Annotated in this window: 17 protein-coding genes and 1 other RNA gene; 12 read left to right on the top strand and 6 right to left on the bottom strand. The window is 67.7% G+C overall.

Annotated elements, in window-relative coordinates:
* Window positions 1–196 precede the first annotated feature (196 nt).
* The 7 genes from hisN to ACFXKN_RS11630 all read left to right on the top strand — a co-directional run bounded on the left by hisN (window position 197) and on the right by ACFXKN_RS11630 (window position 6,815).
* Window positions 197–982 (top strand): histidinol-phosphatase, encoded by a 786-nt coding sequence (gene hisN, locus ACFXKN_RS11660; RefSeq protein WP_378953061.1) that lies wholly within the window; start codon window positions 197–199, stop codon window positions 980–982.
* A gap of 94 nt (window positions 983–1,076) precedes the next feature.
* Window positions 1,077–3,068: a DNA helicase RecQ gene (recQ, locus tag ACFXKN_RS11655; protein ID WP_379432932.1), complete on the top strand. Its 1,992-nt coding sequence runs from the start codon at window positions 1,077–1,079 to the stop codon at window positions 3,066–3,068.
* 97 nt (window positions 3,069–3,165) lie between these two features.
* The gene (locus ACFXKN_RS11650; RefSeq protein WP_378920817.1) at window positions 3,166–3,399 is read left to right on the top strand and encodes a hypothetical protein; all 234 of its coding nucleotides are present in this window, start codon (window positions 3,166–3,168) and stop codon (window positions 3,397–3,399) included.
* Between the two features lie 314 nt (window positions 3,400–3,713).
* On the top strand, window positions 3,714–4,328 hold the full coding sequence (locus ACFXKN_RS11645) for a YdcF family protein (RefSeq protein WP_379432931.1): 615 nt from the start codon (window positions 3,714–3,716) through the stop codon (window positions 4,326–4,328).
* A gap of 163 nt (window positions 4,329–4,491) precedes the next feature.
* Complete coding sequence (locus ACFXKN_RS11640) at window positions 4,492–5,430, top strand: acyl-ACP desaturase (RefSeq protein ID WP_378953067.1); 939 nt, start codon at window positions 4,492–4,494, stop codon at window positions 5,428–5,430.
* 48 nt (window positions 5,431–5,478) lie between these two features.
* Complete coding sequence (gene smpB / locus ACFXKN_RS11635) at window positions 5,479–5,952, top strand: SsrA-binding protein SmpB (RefSeq protein ID WP_378953069.1); 474 nt, start codon at window positions 5,479–5,481, stop codon at window positions 5,950–5,952.
* Window positions 5,952–6,815 (top strand): EamA family transporter, encoded by an 864-nt coding sequence (locus tag ACFXKN_RS11630; RefSeq protein WP_378953071.1) that lies wholly within the window; start codon window positions 5,952–5,954, stop codon window positions 6,813–6,815. The genes smpB and ACFXKN_RS11630 overlap by 1 nt, the downstream gene beginning before the upstream one ends.
* 6 nt (window positions 6,816–6,821) lie before the next feature.
* Here the strand turns inward: ACFXKN_RS11630 and ACFXKN_RS11625 are convergent, their stop codons facing one another.
* Window positions 6,822–8,120 carry an ABC transporter substrate-binding protein gene (locus ACFXKN_RS11625; RefSeq protein WP_379432930.1) on the bottom strand — a complete coding sequence of 433 codons (1,299 nt, stop codon included), beginning with the start codon at window positions 8,118–8,120 and terminating at the stop codon, window positions 6,822–6,824.
* A 225-nt stretch (window positions 8,121–8,345) separates the two neighbouring features.
* Here ACFXKN_RS11625 and ssrA point away from each other — a divergent pair.
* Both ssrA and ACFXKN_RS11615 read left to right on the top strand, forming a co-directional pair.
* Window positions 8,346–8,718: a transfer-messenger RNA gene (gene ssrA, locus ACFXKN_RS11620) on the top strand.
* Window positions 8,719–8,950: 232 nt separating this feature from the next.
* Entirely contained in the window at window positions 8,951–10,009 is a 1,059-nt protein-coding gene (locus ACFXKN_RS11615; RefSeq protein WP_378953078.1) for a hypothetical protein, read from the top strand.
* A gap of 77 nt (window positions 10,010–10,086) precedes the next feature.
* Here the strand turns inward: ACFXKN_RS11615 and ACFXKN_RS11610 are convergent, their stop codons facing one another.
* The gene (locus ACFXKN_RS11610) at window positions 10,087–10,296 is read right to left on the bottom strand and encodes a DUF5302 domain-containing protein (RefSeq protein ID WP_378953080.1); all 210 of its coding nucleotides are present in this window, start codon (window positions 10,294–10,296) and stop codon (window positions 10,087–10,089) included.
* Between the two features lie 89 nt (window positions 10,297–10,385).
* On the opposite strand from ACFXKN_RS11610, the gene ACFXKN_RS11605 reads away from it, so the two are divergent.
* Entirely contained in the window at window positions 10,386–11,297 is a 912-nt protein-coding gene (locus ACFXKN_RS11605; protein WP_378953082.1) for a hypothetical protein, read from the top strand.
* On the opposite strand, the gene ACFXKN_RS11600 is transcribed toward ACFXKN_RS11605, so the two are convergent.
* Window positions 11,275–12,099: a DUF1266 domain-containing protein gene (locus ACFXKN_RS11600; RefSeq protein ID WP_378953084.1), complete on the bottom strand. Its 825-nt coding sequence runs from the start codon at window positions 12,097–12,099 to the stop codon at window positions 11,275–11,277. The genes ACFXKN_RS11605 and ACFXKN_RS11600 overlap by 23 nt on opposite strands.
* A 328-nt stretch (window positions 12,100–12,427) precedes the next feature.
* Between ACFXKN_RS11600 and ACFXKN_RS11595 the strand changes: the two genes are divergently transcribed.
* A complete protein-coding gene (locus ACFXKN_RS11595; RefSeq protein WP_378953086.1) occupies window positions 12,428–13,123 on the top strand; it encodes a helix-turn-helix domain-containing protein in 696 nt (231 codons plus the stop codon).
* Window positions 13,124–13,248: 125 nt separating this feature from the next.
* Window positions 13,249–13,737, top strand: a complete 489-nt coding sequence (locus ACFXKN_RS11590) for an NUDIX hydrolase (protein WP_378953089.1) — start codon at window positions 13,249–13,251, stop codon at window positions 13,735–13,737.
* On the opposite strand, the gene ACFXKN_RS11585 is transcribed toward ACFXKN_RS11590, so the two are convergent.
* The 3 genes from ACFXKN_RS11585 to ACFXKN_RS11575 form a co-directional block, all read right to left on the bottom strand.
* On the bottom strand, window positions 13,713–14,111 hold the full coding sequence (locus ACFXKN_RS11585) for a VOC family protein (RefSeq protein WP_378953091.1): 399 nt from the start codon (window positions 14,109–14,111) through the stop codon (window positions 13,713–13,715). The two genes, ACFXKN_RS11590 and ACFXKN_RS11585, sit on opposite strands and share 25 nt — an antisense overlap.
* 50 nt (window positions 14,112–14,161) lie before the next feature.
* Entirely contained in the window at window positions 14,162–14,575 is a 414-nt protein-coding gene (locus ACFXKN_RS11580; RefSeq protein ID WP_378953093.1) for an arsenate reductase ArsC, read from the bottom strand.
* A gap of 141 nt (window positions 14,576–14,716) precedes the next feature.
* Window positions 14,717–16,018 carry a D-arabinono-1,4-lactone oxidase gene (locus ACFXKN_RS11575; protein WP_378953095.1) on the bottom strand — a complete coding sequence of 434 codons (1,302 nt, stop codon included), beginning with the start codon at window positions 16,016–16,018 and terminating at the stop codon, window positions 14,717–14,719.
* Between the last annotated feature and the right edge of the window lie 25 nt (window positions 16,019–16,043).

Below are 16,043 nucleotides of genomic sequence, written 5' to 3'. Positions count from 1 at the left end.
GATCAGGGCTCGAAAGCGCTACGCCGAAGGCGTTAGTCTCGAGCCCTGATCGGCGGCCCCTCAGGGCCGCGGACACGCGCGCGCCAGCGCGCCAACAAACACAGCTCGTACACCGTCCTGGGACCACCAAACCCCAGGGCACTTACGACAGCCCCGCGAACCCGACCGCACCGACCCCCCAAATACACTCCCCAACGTGGCTGCCTACTCCGCTGACCTGGACCTTGCCCTGCGACTGGCCGACGAGGCCGACGCCATCTCACAGGAGCGCTTCGGCGCCGTCGACCTCAAAGTCGATTCGAAACCGGACCTCACCCCGGTCTCGGATGCCGATCTCGCGGTGGAACAGATGATCCGCCGCGTGCTCGCCGAGGAGCGCCCCGGCGACGCCGTGCTGGGGGAGGAGTTCGGTGGTGACGCCGAGTTCACCGGCAGACAGTGGGTGGTCGACCCGATCGACGGCACCAAGAACTTCGTCCGCGGCGTGCCGGTATGGGCCAGCCTGATCTCCCTGCTGGAAGACGGTGTTCCGGTGGTCGGCGTGGTGAGCGCGCCCGCGCTGGGCAGGCGCTGGTGGGCCGCCGCCGGTTCGGGCGCGTGGGTGCAGGTCCACCCCGGGGCGCCCAAGCCGATCTCGGTGTCGGCGGTCGCCGACCTCGACGCCGCGAGCTTGGCCTTCTCCAGCCTGTCCGGCTGGCACGAACGCGGCCTGCGCGAGAAGTTCATCGACCTCACCGATGCGGTCTGGCGGGTCCGCGGTTACGGCGACTTCTTCAACTATTGCCTGGTCGCGGAGGGTGCGGTGGACATTGCCGCCGAGCCGGAGGTCTCGCTGTGGGACCTGGCCGCCCTCGACATCCTGGTCCGCGAGGCGGGCGGCGCGTTCACCTCCCTGGACGGACGCTCCGGCCCGCACTGCGGCGACGCCGTGGCTTCCAACGGCCTGCTCCAAGACGAGGTCCTGGCTTGTTTGCGCGGATAATTCGAGTTATCCACATGTGAGCAACTTCCGCATCCGCCGCCATCGGCTCCGGTCGACGGGCGGCGGGCCCCACGCTCGCTCGTAGGATGGCCCGGTGAGCAATTCCGGCGCCACAGCCCCCGATGTCGACGACTTCCCGCCCGAAGACTTCCCACCCGACGACGCGTACCCGTCCGACGGCGGGTACGTCTCCGAGCACGATTTCGCCGACACCGGCGGCTTCCACTTCGACGATCTCGCCCCGGCCACCCCGGGCCGGGTCGCGGCTCCCGACCGCGCCGAGACCGCCGACGAAGTATTACGCCGCGTCTTCGGCTACGACAGCTTCCGTGGCGACCAGGCGGCCATCGTCGGACAGGTCGTCGGCGGTGGCGACGCGCTGGTGCTGATGCCGACCGGTGGCGGAAAATCTCTCTGCTACCAGGTCCCCTCGCTGGTCCGCGATGGCGTCGGCGTTGTCGTCTCACCGCTGATCGCGCTCATGCAGGACCAGGTCGACGCGCTCAGTGCCCTCGGTGTGCGGGCCGGGTTCCTCAACTCCACCCAGTCACCGGATCAGCGGCGGACCGTGGAGGCGCAGTTCGTGTCCGGCGATCTGGACCTGCTCTATCTGGCGCCGGAACGCCTGCGACTGGAAGCCACCCTGCGGCTACTCGACCGCGGCAAGATCGCCCTGTTCGCCATCGACGAGGCGCACTGTGTGTCGCAATGGGGCCACGACTTCCGGCCCGACTACCTCGCGCTGTCGCTGGTGCACGAGCGCTGGCCCGATGTCCCGCGCATCGCGCTCACCGCGACCGCCACCGAGAAGACCGCCGCCGAGATCGTCGAACGTCTGGATCTCGGCGCCGCGAAGCAGTTCATCTCCAGTTTCGACCGGCCCAATATCCAGTACCGGATCGAATCGAAGAACCGCGCCGACCGTCAGCTGCTCGACTTCATCCGCGCCGAGCACCCCGGCGACGCGGGCATCGTCTACTGCCTCTCGCGCAATTCGGTGGAGAAGACCGCGGCCATGCTCAACGAGAACGGCATCCGCGCGGTGCCCTATCACGCCGGCCTGGATTTCCGGACCCGCGCCGAGAACCAGTCCAGATTTCTGCGCGAGGACGGCCTGATCGTGGTCGCCACCATCGCCTTCGGCATGGGTATCGACAAGCCCGACGTGCGTTTCGTCGCCCACCTCGACCTGCCCAAATCGGTGGAGGGCTACTACCAGGAGACCGGGCGCGCGGGCCGCGACGGCCTGCCGTCTACGGCCTGGATGGTCTATGGCCTCAATGATGTTGTGCAGCAACGCAAGATGATCGATTCCAGCGAGGGTGAGGCCGCGCATCGCAGGCAGCTGCAACTGCACCTCGACGCCATGCTCGCCCTGTGCGAAACAGTCGGCTGCCGGCGCGCGCGGCTGCTCAACTATTTCGGCCAGACCGGTGGTGCCTGCGGCAATTGCGATGTGTGCCTGAACCCGCCCGAAACCTGGGACGGCACGGTGCCCGCGCAGAAGCTGCTGTCCACGGTGCTGCGGCTCAAACGGGAACGCGGACAATCCTTCGGCGCGGGCCATCTCGTCGACATCCTGCTCGGCAAGACCAACCAGAAGATCACCCAGCATCGGCACAACGAGCTCTCGGTATTCGGCATCGGCACCGATCTGCGCGATACCGAATGGCGCGGTGTGGTCCGGCAGTTGCTCGCGGGCGGTCTGCTCGCGGTGCAAGGCGAATACGGTGTCATCGCGCTGACCGACGAGAGCAACGAGGTGCTGTTCGAGGGCAGGAAGGTACCGATGCGGCGCGAGCCCGAACGCGCCGCCCGCCCCGCGCGCACTTCGAAATCGGCCAAGGCGACCGTCGACCTGCCCGCCGCCGACGTCGGACTGTTCGAGCGGCTGCGGGCCTGGCGTGCCGCTACCGCCAAGGAACAGGGTGTGCCCGCCTACGTGGTCTTCCACGACGCCACCTTGCGCGAGATCGCCGCGCGTAAGCCCGCCGACCTCGCCGCACTCGGCACCGTCGCCGGGGTCGGCGAGAACAAACTGGCCCGCTACGGCGAGGGGGTGCTGACCACACTGGGCGAGGAATAGGCGCACTTCCGCCGCCGGCGATGCGCCCATAAGGGCGTACACGCGCGGCGGAAAGGAACCCACACCGAATCCGACGACCCCGAGTTACTGTCGAGTCATGGCGAATGGTGAAGGCTCCGACAGCGATACGTCGGGCAGCAGCCCGAGTGCGGGAGGCGATTCCCCGACACCCCCGATGCCGCACCGCCACATCGACCCGGTCGTCGCGCCCACCCTGCTCGGCGTGCACCACGGCGCGATCCACCGCGGTAGGCCACGGTGGTCCACCATCGCGCTGATCGCCATCTTCGCCACCGCCCTGGTTCTCTACCTCGTACTGAGCCCGGGCTGACGTCCGCGCCCCCGCCGACCGATCGTCCGCGGTTCGGCAATGTCGCATGCACCGCTGCCGGATCCTGTGCTGCGTCACTGACGGTCGTACTCCGCTGATCGCCACGGGTGTCAGCTGTGCGCTCGCCGAGTCCTCGTTGACTCGGCATCCCATTCCGGAAATTTTGCGATGCCCCGCACCAGCGTCGGCCGACCTGCGCATGTGAGTTGTCGTAACCGCAGGTCAAAGGGGCACCGGCTGGTGTCCCCGTCGCGCACCGTTGCCGAGCGGGACCGATCACACCAGATCGGCCCGAGCTCGAGGAGGCGACGGCAATGGTGCGATGGACTTGGCGCAAGCGCGTGGTGTGCGCGGCGTTAGCGGTCACCGGATTGGCCTGCGTGCCGATACCCGCCGGTGCCGACGCCTCGGCCCCACCCGGTCTCGACTTCGCGCGGGCGCTCGGCACTCCCGCGCTGCCCGGCATCTACGGCCCCGACACCGCAGTGGTGGTTCTCGGCTACGGCCTGACACCGGAGGGCACGATGCGCGAGGAACTGGTCCGGCGACTGCGCGCGGGCCTGGCCCAAGCCGTTTTCGCGCCGTGGTCACCGATCATCGTTACCGGCGGCAACCCGCGGGCCGGCCTGTCCGAAGCCGACGCCATGGCCGACTGGCTGGTAGCCGCCGGCATCGACCAGAGCAGGATCATCCGCGAATCCGAGGCCGACTCGACAGTCGCCAATGCCCGCAATACCGCGGCGATGCTCGCCGACAAGGGGCTGCGCTCGGTCGTTCTCGTCACCTCCGAGGACCACATCGCCCGAGCCAGAGGCGCTTTCGTCGACGCGGGTGTACTCGTCGTCGGCGACCTCACTCCCGACCGCGCCCAGTGGGATTCGGCGCCACTGCACATCGGCCGGTTCGGCCCCGCGTCCTCGGCCCGATGATGCGTACCCGCCCGTGCGTGAGCTGCCGCGAAACGCGATGCGCGGTCGTCCGTTCGGCGTCGCTGTGACCGATCATCGCCGCACGTCGACAGTTGTGATGAGTAGTCGCGGAAATCTCGGCAATAACCCCGAGAACCCACCCTTCGCCTCGTAACGTCGACCCATGACGCTCCACCTGTCCGACAGCGACATCCTCGCCGAGCTCGAGCCGACGGCCGAAGCCAACCTCAACGATCACCTCGCCAAGGCCAAGATGTGGCACCCCCACGACTACGTGCCGTGGGATGAGGGCCGCAACTTCGCGGCCATGGGCGGCGACGACTGGGACCCCGAACAGTCCCGGCTGAGCGAGGTCGCCAAGGCGGCGATGATCACCAACCTGCTCACCGAGGACAACCTGCCCTCCTACCATCGCGAACTCGCCGACACCTTCGGCTTCGACAACGCCTGGGGCACCTGGGTCGGCCGGTGGACCGCCGAGGAGAACCGGCACGGCATCGTCCTGCGCGACTATCTCGTCGTCACCCGCGCCGTCGACCCGGTCGCCCTCGAAGAGGCCAGGATGGCGCACATGACCGCGGGCATCGCCAAGCCCGAGAAGGGTTCGCAGTTCCTCAAAGGCGTCGCCTACGTCACCTTGCAGGAACTCGCGACCAGAATCAGCCACCGCAACACCGGCGCCCTGTGCAACGACGCAGTCGCCGACCGCATGCTGGCTCGCATCGCCGCCGACGAGAACCTGCACATGGTCTTCTATCGCAAGCTCTGTGCCGCGGCCCTTGATCTCACCCCCGACGCGACCATGCGGGCCATCACCGACGTGATCCTGCGCTTCCAGATGCCCGGCCTCAACCAGCCCAACTTCCGCCGCAACGCGGTGCTGCTCGCCAAGCACGGCGTCTACGACCTGCGCCAGCACCTCGACGTCGTGCTGCGCCCCACCCTGCGCACCTGGCGAATCTTCGAGCGCACCGATTTCGGCCCCGAGGGCGAAATCGCCCGCGACGAGCTGCACACCTACCTGCTCGACCTCGAGGTCAAGGCGGCCCGTTTCGAAGAGCAGCGCGACCGCGCCCTGGCCAGAGCTGCCGCCAGGGTCTGAGTCGGCCATGGAATAAACCGCTGGCGCCGTCACTTACAGTTGACCGTTATGAAGGAGAAAGGCCGGAAGGTCATCGCGACCAACCGCAAGGCCCGGCACAACTACACGATCCTCGACGTCTACGAGGCGGGGATCGCGCTGGTCGGCACCGAGGTGAAGAGCTTGCGTGAGGGCAAGGCCTCGCTCGTCGACGCCTTCGCGACCGTCGACCACGGTGAGGTCTGGTTGCGTGGCCTGCACATCCCGGAGTTCAGCCACGGCACCTGGACCAACCATTCGCCGCGCCGCACCCGCAAGCTGCTGTTGCACAAGCGCGAGATCGAGCACCTGGTCGGCAAATCGCGCGAGGGCAACCAGACGCTGGTGCCGCTGTCGATGTACTTCTCCGACGGCAAGGTGAAGGTGGAGCTCGCGCTCGCCAAGGGCAAGCAGGACTACGACAAACGTCAGGATCTGGCTCGCAAGCAGGCCGAGCGCGAGGTCACCCGTGAGGTCGGTCGGCGGGTCAAGGGCATGCGTTAGTGCTCTCCGTAGCGCTCGCCCTCGTCGCGGCGGCGGGCTACGGAGTCAGCGATTTCTTCGGCGGGATCGCGGCACGCAGGGTGACCGCCTTGCGGGTGGTCGTGGTGTCGTACCCGTTCTCGGTGCTGTTGGTCTTGCTGATCGCGCCGCTGGTCGGCGGGCACGCCGACACCGCGTCGATACTGTGGGGCCTGGCCGCGGGCGTGGCCAGCGGCTTGGCGGTGTGGTGGTTCTATGCCGCGCTCGCCGACGGACCCATGTCGGTGGTGTCGCCGCTGACCGCGGTGCTGGTGGCAGGTATCCCGGTCATCGCCGGATTCTTTCTCGGCGAACGACCCGGTGCGGTCGCGGTCGCGGGCATCGCCGTCGCCCTGGTCGCGGTGGTGCTCGTCAGCCGGGAGGCACCCGACGAAACCACCGAGGAGATCACCGGCGGCAGGCAACTGCGCTTCACCCGCCGGGTCGCGCTGCTCACTATCGGGTCCGGTGCCGCCTTCGGTTTCGCGTTCTACTTCCTGCACGAAACCCACGCGAGCGCGGGTTTGTGGCCACTGCTAGCCCAGCGCGTCGCGGCGACAGCGGTCGTGTGGACCTCGGCGCTGGCAGCGGGTGAATTCCGTGGCCTGCACGGCGAACCGCTGCGCCTGGCATTGGCGGTCGGCGTGCTCGACGTGATCGCCAACGCCGCGCTGCTCTACGCCTTCCACGGCGCGATGCTGTCGGTAGTGAGCGTGATCGGCTCGCTGTATCCGGCGGCGACCGTGCTGCTGGCGATGGTCCTGCTCGGCGAACGCATCAGCGCCACCCAGAAGATAGGAATGGTGCTCGCGCTCACGGCGGTCGCCATGATCGCCGCGAGCTGATTTCCGCTACAACCGGGTGCAGGGCTCGTGCAGGTTCAGCCGGCCCAGTGTCTTGCCCTGATAGCCGACGCTCACCGCCCTTGCTCCCATCGGCGCCGCCTTGTCCGGTTCGAACACCGCCGACCATTCCGTTTCCAGATCAGGTCCCGCCGCACCGGCCGGATGGATCACGACCATGCCTTCACCGTCGGGTTTCATCGCCCCGATGCTGCGCCGCAAGCCGGCGCGGGTGAGCTCGCCGTTCGCCGCCGCCGTGGTGAGCAGGGCTTTGAGCGGATAGGTGATCGCCCAGCCCAGCGAATAACCGAAGTTGGCCGGTTCGCCGGTGATCGCGTCGCGGGCGTGCTTGGCGCCCACGCTGTCACCGGCCCAGCTGTCGACCGGGGTCGTGTAGTTGTAGAGCGCGGTCAGCGCGGGCGCGGCCGCCGATTGCAGCAGTGCCGCGTTCCAGGTGGGCAGCGAGCCGAGGAACCGGCCGGTGAAGCCCGACTTCACCAGCTTGCCCACGATCTCCGCGGTCTCGGCGGGTCCGGTGGCCAGCATCACCAGATCCGGTGCCGCGGCCAGGATCTCCGCCACCGGCCCGTCCTGACTGCCGACCTCGGCGTTGGGCCCGGTGTCGATGCGATCGGCGATGGTCGCGTCGTTGGCCACCGCCCACTTCAGCGCGCCGCTGGCATAGTCGCCGCCGTAGTTGCCGCGATAGGCGACGACAGCGATATTGCGTGGCGCGTAATGGGTTTCGGCGAACCAGTCCAGGCCGGTCACCGCTTCGGTGCAGTAGGAGTAGCCGGCGCTGAGCACCAGATTGCGGTCGGCGCTGCGATAGTTCCAGCCCGACCACTGGGTGGCCGCCGTGCTCACCATGTCGTCGACGTCCATCTGATTGAGCATCGCGACGGTCTGCGCGGTCCCGAAACTCATCGACAACGCGAGCACGTGCGGCTCGATCTCCTGATACTTGCTGCGATGGGTCCGCGGATCGTAGGAGGTGTTGCGGGTATAGGTGCTGATGTCGACGTCGTAGCCGCCGATGCCGCCCGCCGCGTTCACCTGCTTCCAGAACGCCGCCTGACCGTCGTTCATCGAGGCACCGAGCGGGGTGAACGGCCCGTTCTCCAGATCCGAGAGCACCCCGAGGTAGATGCAGCCGCGATCGGAGTTCGCCGAACCGGGACAGGGCGTGCTGGTGACGCCAGGCCCGGCGGTGGGCTCGCCCGACGAGCAGGCCGCGGCCAGCACGAGGCTCGCAACAGCCGGGATCGCCGCGAATCGGCGCAGCCCACGCTGACCGGTGAATGCCATGGGATAACTCCTTGCTCCAGTCGCCCAGGACATTTCACGGTTCCGCGGCGGCCGAACGAGAACAGTACCCGCCACCACTGACGCTCCTACCCCGATTCGCCGACGTGGTCCACAGTGGTTCGCCACAAGGTCACGTCGGCGACATCGCGAGCCGGCAGAAATAATGGGAAGAACTGACCCCGCGGCGGTGTTAATATGACTAGCCCGCACGGTGCGGGCACGTACGGGGCTGAACGGTTTCGACTGCGTACGTTGATTCAGGGGAAGCGTGTCGGTGCAGGCAAGAGACCACCGTAAGCGTCGCTGCAACCAATTAAGCGCCGATTCCAATCAGCGCGAGTACGCCCTCGCTGCCTAAGTAGCCAGGACGTCTCTGTCAGTCCGGGTTCGTCCCTCGACCCGGGTACTGGCATCAGCTAGAGGGAATTACCGTTCGGCTCGGTCGCGGAGTCGAAGGGGACATCTAACAGCGACTGGGATCGTCATCCAGGCTTGTTCGCGAGACCAGGAGATCCAAGCAGAGACATAGCGAACTGCACACGGAGAAGCCCTGAAGACGCGGCGGAGGACCCGGGTTCGATTCCCGGCAGCTCCACTCGAGGCCCCTCACCTGACACACAGGTGAGGGGCTTTTTCATGCCCCGACGATGGCATTCGTGTGTACACGACAGCGTGACCGCTCCTGGTCGGGTGGCGGCGGGATGTGTGCCGCCCGGAAAGACCTGGTGCGCTGCCGGAAAGCGGCTCTTTCCTGGCGTCGATCGGACTCCGAACTGATCGGTGCGACCCTGGTGCAGGGCCGTGCTGGTGGGCCACGTAGAACTGAGCAAATGACGCGGTATGCATACGACTCGGGGGCGGGGACGTTGGTCGCTACCTGGGGGACCGGTCGGGGTGATGTCGCCGAGACGATCGCCGAGGTGCCGGGGGCGGAGCACGGGGTGGAGTTGGCGGCGGCGCTGGCGAGTTTGGCGCGGTGTCAGTGGCGAACCTATACCCACCCGGCGACCGCGGCCGGGGACCCCGATGTCGAGAACGGGGAGGCGTGGCGGCGGGCGGAGGAGCGTGGGCGGTTCGCGAAGGTCGAAGAGGCGCTGCGCACGCCCAATCTGCCCGATGACGACGGCTTCATGCTCGTCTTCTACAGCCCCATCGAGGAATCGGCGCATCACCTCGGCCGTGTGCTCCACGGGATCGGCGATGCGGGCCTGGTCGACCGTTTGGTGAACGAGGTTTTGACCGAGCAGGCAGCCATCACGGCCGCGGAGCTGGGCGATCTGGCGGGCAGGGCGCGACAAGCCGTCGAGCTCACCCGACCGGAGATCTCCCCGGTCCAGGTGCACGCCGCCGATACGCTGTTGCGCGCGAACCCCTTGGGCTCGATCGACCTGTTCACCGAACTCGACCCCGCCGCCGCATCGGTTGCCGCCGCTCACTGGCTCCGGGCAGCGGCGACCGTGGCAGGCGAGGTGACGGGCATCGACCCGGTGGACGTGGTCGCCGAGGCGGACGACATCGAAGCGCTCGAGGTCGAAACACCCACTGTGGTCTTGGAACGGCTCAGCGAGGGGGAGACGCCGACCCAGGTGGTGGTCGACCTGATCGCCGATGCCATCGCCGTCTCCGAGGGCAAGGTCCGCGACCTGGACGGAATCATCGAAGCCGCACGGGAAATCGAGGAACGTGACGAGGACGACGATCCCGACGCCTGGACCGACGGCTACCGCATCTGCCGCCTCGACCCCACCCGACCCGCGATCGACCTGCTCGAAGATCTCCTCGGCGCTATCAGGGGCTGCTGGCTGGTCTTCAGCGAAGCGGACAGCGGCGTCGCCTTCGAGAACGCCGTTCGAGCCGAAGCGGACGCCGATACCTCCCGCCTGCAGTAGATCCACGAAAAGCCCTGTGCCGCAGGGTGATTACCAGCGGCGGCAGGGCTGCTCACGGAGAGATACCGGCTGCGAAACTACCCGCCTGCGCGACGGCGGAACGTCCGCTTCCCACCAGCCTGGGCATGCGTACCACGCACTTTGGCGGAATTCTGGGCGGCCCCACCCGCGGAGGAGTGGCCGTTCTTCCGCTCGAGCGCCTCGCGGAACTTCCGCTTGGTCGCCTCTTCCGGAGTTTCGTTCGCGGCGCCGGGCTGTTCGGCGGAGACTTCCTGTTCATCGGGCATACCTACAGCCTGCCACCTCAGCGCACGTTCGCACACCACCGGCGGGGCCATCCCCCGGGCCCGCGATGGCTCCTCGGTAGGATCCACCGATGCGGGGGCATGCCAGGAGGGACGCGGCGGTGATCGAAGTATGGGGTGCGCGAGTCGCGGTCCGGTATGCGGACGGGCGGCTGGTGACGACGCCGCTGCGCGCCGACAACGAGATCGCGCTCGACGTCGGCGTGGCCGAGCTGGGCAGGATCGCGCTCGCGACCACCGAGGATGGGCAGATGGCGCTGCTGCTGTTCTTCCGGTCGGCACAGTTCGTGGTCAACGGTGCGCCGACGGATCGTCATCCGGTGCCGGTGTTCCTCGAAACCGAGTTACGCGAGCAGGCGCAGGCGCTGATCAGAGCTGTCGAACGCGACCTCGTCAGCTTACGTAGAGTGTTTCCGCCCCGCCCGAATCTCGTTCCGCCGCAATTGGTTCAGGCTTCGAACGGCCGGCACCGTCCCGATGTCACTGCGGCAGCGCGCCGAATGCGCCACGCGGGCAACTCCTTACGCGAGATCGACATCCTGCACGGCTGTGCCCGCCCCGACGAGTACGTTCTCGAACTGGCCCAGGCCGGCCACGAGGGTGCGCCGGGTCTGGTCGCGATCACCACTCTGCGCCTGCTGTTCGTCTCCGCGTGGGCGGTCTACGAATTCCCGGTCTCGGTTCTCACCGGTGCCGAAGTGCGCACGGAACCCGGACAGGTTGCGACCCTGCGGGTTTCGGGCGCGGGCACCGACCTGGACTTCGTCGACTGGGAACCCGCCGACTTCACCCGCGTCACCGAGGCCGTTCGCCTGGCCTGCGAAATCGAACACGTCGACGGATCCATCGCCCAATCCATGCCCTGCTCAGCAGACCTCTTCGGCGAATGGCAACTGCTGGTGGAACGCCGCAAACTGGGGATGGTCGAGGACGACCCGTTCCGCCGTCAAGCCGTCGGCATCATGCTGACGATGCCGGGCTGAACACCGGCGCACCCGAATGCAGGGCAACCCGCCGCCACGGACTCGACGGCCGAAGATGCAGCCCCGCGATCATCCGCCTACGTTCGGCCACTTGGCTTTTCGCGGCCGACAGATCCTGCGTGGCCGCCCAGAAGATCGCACCCGTGAGGAACCCGTCGCCGAACTGCCGCCAGTTGCGATAGTGCTGCCGCGCCCGATCCAGCCCGATCAGCATGTGCTCCCACGCCTCGTCGTCGGTCAGATAACCCGCCGTGCACGCCGCGCGGGCGATGAACACCAGCCGGGCCAGATCCCATGCGGTGGCGTCGATCTGCAACGGCGTCGGCAGACTGTCGGTGATGCCGAGCTTGATGGCTTGCAGCCACGCGTCGTAATCGCGATCGATGCCGGCAGGCCCGCGATAGCCGCGGAAACCCGAGAGCGTGTGCAGGAATTCGCGATGCTCGTCGGCCAACCCCGACCGGTCGACCCGGCCGGTATCGGACGCGGCCGTGACGGCGAGTGGATGGACGAGTTCGAACAGCGGCGCGTGCATCCCGGCCAGCAACCGCCGCACAGTGTCATGCGCGTCCTCGGCGTTGTCGACACCCCATGACTCGTGCAGTCCTTCGATCGCGGTCTCGCGCCGGGTCGACGCGCTGTCCGGTTCCTCGGGTAGGAACGCCACGCCATCGCACTGCGCACCCCAACTGCGCCCGTAATACGCGCCGACGGCCAAAGCCCTGATCCGGTCGTCATCAACCGACGTCCCGGACCATACGTCGGGCTCGATGTCGATGTCCGCCCCCGGGAAACCAGCCACACGCGGCCGTCCGCCCTGCACTGATGCTGTCGGTTGCATGGGCACCCCTCTGCCGAGCCGAACGTTGTGCCGCCAGATCTTACGGGGTTGGGCGGAGTGGGGGTCGCGCGCAGGTTCGGACGCAGCGGGTAAAACCGAGCCTGGGGCGGTGTACCTTGCTGTGTTTGTTGGAGCGCTGACGCGCTCGAGTCGGGGCCCTTCGGGCCCCCGATCTTCCCTCCCTCCGGGTACTCCTTCGTCGCACCCTCCGGTCAGTCCAGATCGGGGCGGGCCCCTCCGGGTAGAGACATACCAGGTTGTTGTCGGTGGGTGGGGTTACCGTCGAAGTGTGGCCGAGTACCGGGAACGTGCATCACGGCTGGACCGAGCGGTGGTCTGGTCGCGAACCATGCCTGCCCACACCGGTCCCGTCACGGTGTTCCCCGACGGGTGCATGGATCTGATCTGGACCGAGGGCACGCTGATGGTGGCGGGCCCGGACAGTCGCGCGTTTCTGGCTCCGACCGCGCGGGCGAGCGAATTCGTCGGCATCAGGTTCGCGCCGGGCACCGCGCCCACGTTGCTCGGGATTCCGGCGGTGGAACTGCTGAACCAGCGGGTCGACCTGGCCGAGATAGCACCGTCGCGCACCACCCGCGAACTCGTCGACCGCATCGACAACGCGCCCGACCGCGTTGCGGCGCTCGAGACGATCGCATGGCGATTCGCCACCGAAAATGGTCCTGCGAATCCGGCTCTCACCGCCGTCGTCGATGCGCTGTCGGCAGGCGCGACGGTCGCCGAGACCGCCGCCCGGACGGGGATGTCGGCCCGGATGCTGCACCGGCGCTCGCTGTTCGCCTTCGGCTACGGACCCAAGATGTTGGCCCGTATTCTGCGCTTTCAACGCGCACTGGCGGCGGTTCGCACCGGAATTCCGGCCGCGCGAATCGCCGCGACGACTGGCTTCGCCGACCAGGCACACCTGTCGCGGGAGTTCCGTGACCTGGCGGGATGCTCGGTAGGCGCCCTGCAACAACGCTGATCGGGCGTCTCGGCGCCCGGAAAGTCTCATTCGGCACAGCGTGACGGAAGGTTTAGGCTCGGTAGTGCACGCCCCGTCGCAAGTGCTTAGGCCAGTCCGAAACACCGACGAGAGGATGTGACCTGATGATCGACGAATCCGTGTATTCCACGCTCCGTATCGAGGCAGAACGAGACGAAATCCGTCGGCTTGTCGTCGGCGCCGTCGTCGTCCGCCATCAGCGCGTGCTGATCCTGCGCCGCCGACGATCGGATTTCCTCGGTGGCCGGTGGGAGTTGCCCAGCGGCGTCGTCGAGCCGGGTGAGGCACTCGACGAAGCGCTGGCCCGCGAAGTCGCGCAGGAAACCGGGCTGGAGGTCACCGGAGTCAGCGACTACCTCGGCGATTTCGACTACCTGACCGGCGAAGGCGCCCGCACCAGGCAGTTCACCTTCGTCGTCGACGTGGCCGCGACCGGACCGGTGACGCTCACCGACCACGACGCGCACCTGTGGACAAGGCTCACCGGAGAACCCCCGGTGAGCGATGAGGTCCGCGAGATGCTCGGCCGGTATCAGCAGCGCCAGCGCGACCCCCACGACTGGTCGGCCTATTCGGCGGGCAACGGCGCGTAGAGGTCGATGCCGTGGCCGTCGGGGTCGGCGAGCGAGGCGTAACGCTGGCCCCAGAAGGCATCCCACGGTGGGAGTTCGCCGTGATGGCCGGCGTCGACGAGCTCGGCGTAGAGCTTGTCGACCTCGGCCGGATCGGCGCATCGAAACGCCAGACTGCTGCGGCCGGGACCGGTCGGGGGCAGCCAGCCGGGGGAGAAGGAGGCGATCGTCGCCTCGGTGTCCAGCGCCAGTCGCAGGCCACCGCCGATCACGGCCTCGGCATGCCCCTCGGATTCGGCACCTTCCGGGAAAACCAGTCCCAGCCTGCGGTAGAAGGCCACCGAAATGGCCATATCGGAAACAACAACGGACACGACATCGAGCTGCGGAGTCATATGCGCAGCCTAAGCACCCGAGTGGCGTGCGGTCTTGAACGAATCGGACGTCAGCGCGCCGGTACCGGCACCAGTTCCGTGATCAGGTTCCCGATCAGGATCTGCAGGTGATCACGAATGCCGCGAAGCACCTCGATCGGCTGCCCGGCCGGATCCGGCAGCACCCAGTCCCGATAGCTGATTCCGGGAAAGTACGGACACACCTCGCCGCACCCCATCGTGACCACCACATCCGAGAGCCCGACGGCATCATCGGTGAGCGGTGTCGGCCGTGCGCCGGAGATATCGATCCCGATCTCGGCCATGGCCGCCACCGCGGCGGGATTCAGCTCGGCCGCCGGTTCGCTGCCCGCGGTGCGCACCTCGATCCGGTCACCGGCCATGGCGCGCAGGAAGCCCGCCGCCATCTGTGATCGGCCCGCATTGTTGACGCAGACGAACAACACGCTGGGAGTGTGGGCCATGGTCGCCCTTTCGGCGCAGGGGCGAAGTGCTTGTGGCGCTTCGGATATCACCCGTCATCATTCCATCAGGGCGCTGCGGCGGGGAGCGGTGCGGGCGATCCGGCGACGCTGTTGTCCGAGCAGTGTCCGCACCGCGTGGCGTCAGTCGAGTGCGCCGAGCACCCGGTGCACGTAGTCGTTGGCGAACACGCCGGTGGGGTCGAAGCGCCGCCGTACCGCGGTGAAACGGTCCCATTCGGGGTAGCGCGAGCGCAGCGTCGCGGCGGTCTGGAAGTGGTGTTTGCCCCAGTGCGGCCTGCCGCCGTAGGCGTCGAACACCGCCTCACACGCGCGGAAGTACGGCTCCCACACCATGCCTTGATACTGGTGCACCGCGATGTAACAGGTCTCGCGTCCGCCCGCGGGGGACAGGAAGGCGTCGTCGGGCGCGACCCAGCGCACCTCGATCGGCATCGGTGTGCCGAATCGCCTTCCCAATGCCAGGATTTCGCGAATCGCCTCGGCCGCGTGCGCGCGCGGGATCGCGTATTCCATCTCGTTGAACTTCACCAGCCGCGGGGTGGAGAACACCCGATACGAGCGGTCGACCTGCCGGTTGTTGCTGCCTGCCAGAGTGGCCGCGCGGTGAATCATGGGGATGGCGGCCGGAATTCGCCGGCCCAGCCTGCACAGGCCGTCGTAGAGATGGTTGGCGATCAGGATGTCGTTGATCCACTCGCTCACCGTGCCGCGCGGCTGTTCGGGCGCCTCGGTGCGATCGATGGCCTTGGTCATCGCGGTGTCACTGTGCGGGAAGGCGAAGAACTCGAAATGATCGCTGCCGTCGGCGAATTCGTCGATATCGGCGAGCACCTCGGTCAGCGGCACCGGCCGCTCGACGCACTCCAGCACGAACGACGGCTCGAGCTGCAAGGTAGCCGCGGTGACGATGCCGAGCGCGCCGACGCTGACCCGCGCCGCCTTCCAGCCGTCGGGGTCGGTCTGCTCGTTGAGCTCCACCCTGGTGCCGTCGGCGCGCAGTACCTCCACCGAGTGCAGTGCCGCGGAGATATTGCGCAGCCGGGCGCCGGTGCCGTGGGTGGCGGTGGCGGTCGCGCCCGCGAGGCTCTGCGTGTCGATGTCGCCGAGGTTGGGGAAAGCCAGTCCGTGCCCGTGCAGCAGTGGGCTCGCCGCGTGCAGCGAGATCCCGGCTTCCACCCGGACCCGTCCGGTGTCGGCGTCGACATCGAGGACCTTGTCCAGACCGCTGAGATCGACCAGCGTGCCATCGGTGAGCACGGCGTCGGTGAACGAGTGCCCCGACCCGGCGACGCGCACTGTCCGCCCCGCGGCGGCCGCATCGGTCACGATCGCGGCCAGTTCCTCGACGTCACGCGGCGCGGCGACGACGGCGGGTGTGCAGCGCTGCTCGCCTGCCCAGTTCACCCAGGTGCTCTTGGTCATGTGTCCAACACTAGAGGATGCGCTG

This window comes from Nocardia sp. NPDC059195 (assembly GCF_042754695.1).
Taxonomy (GTDB): domain Bacteria; phylum Actinomycetota; class Actinomycetes; order Mycobacteriales; family Mycobacteriaceae; genus Nocardia.
Note: the sequence above shows the minus strand (reverse complement) of the source record. Positions and strands in the feature narration are given on the sequence as shown.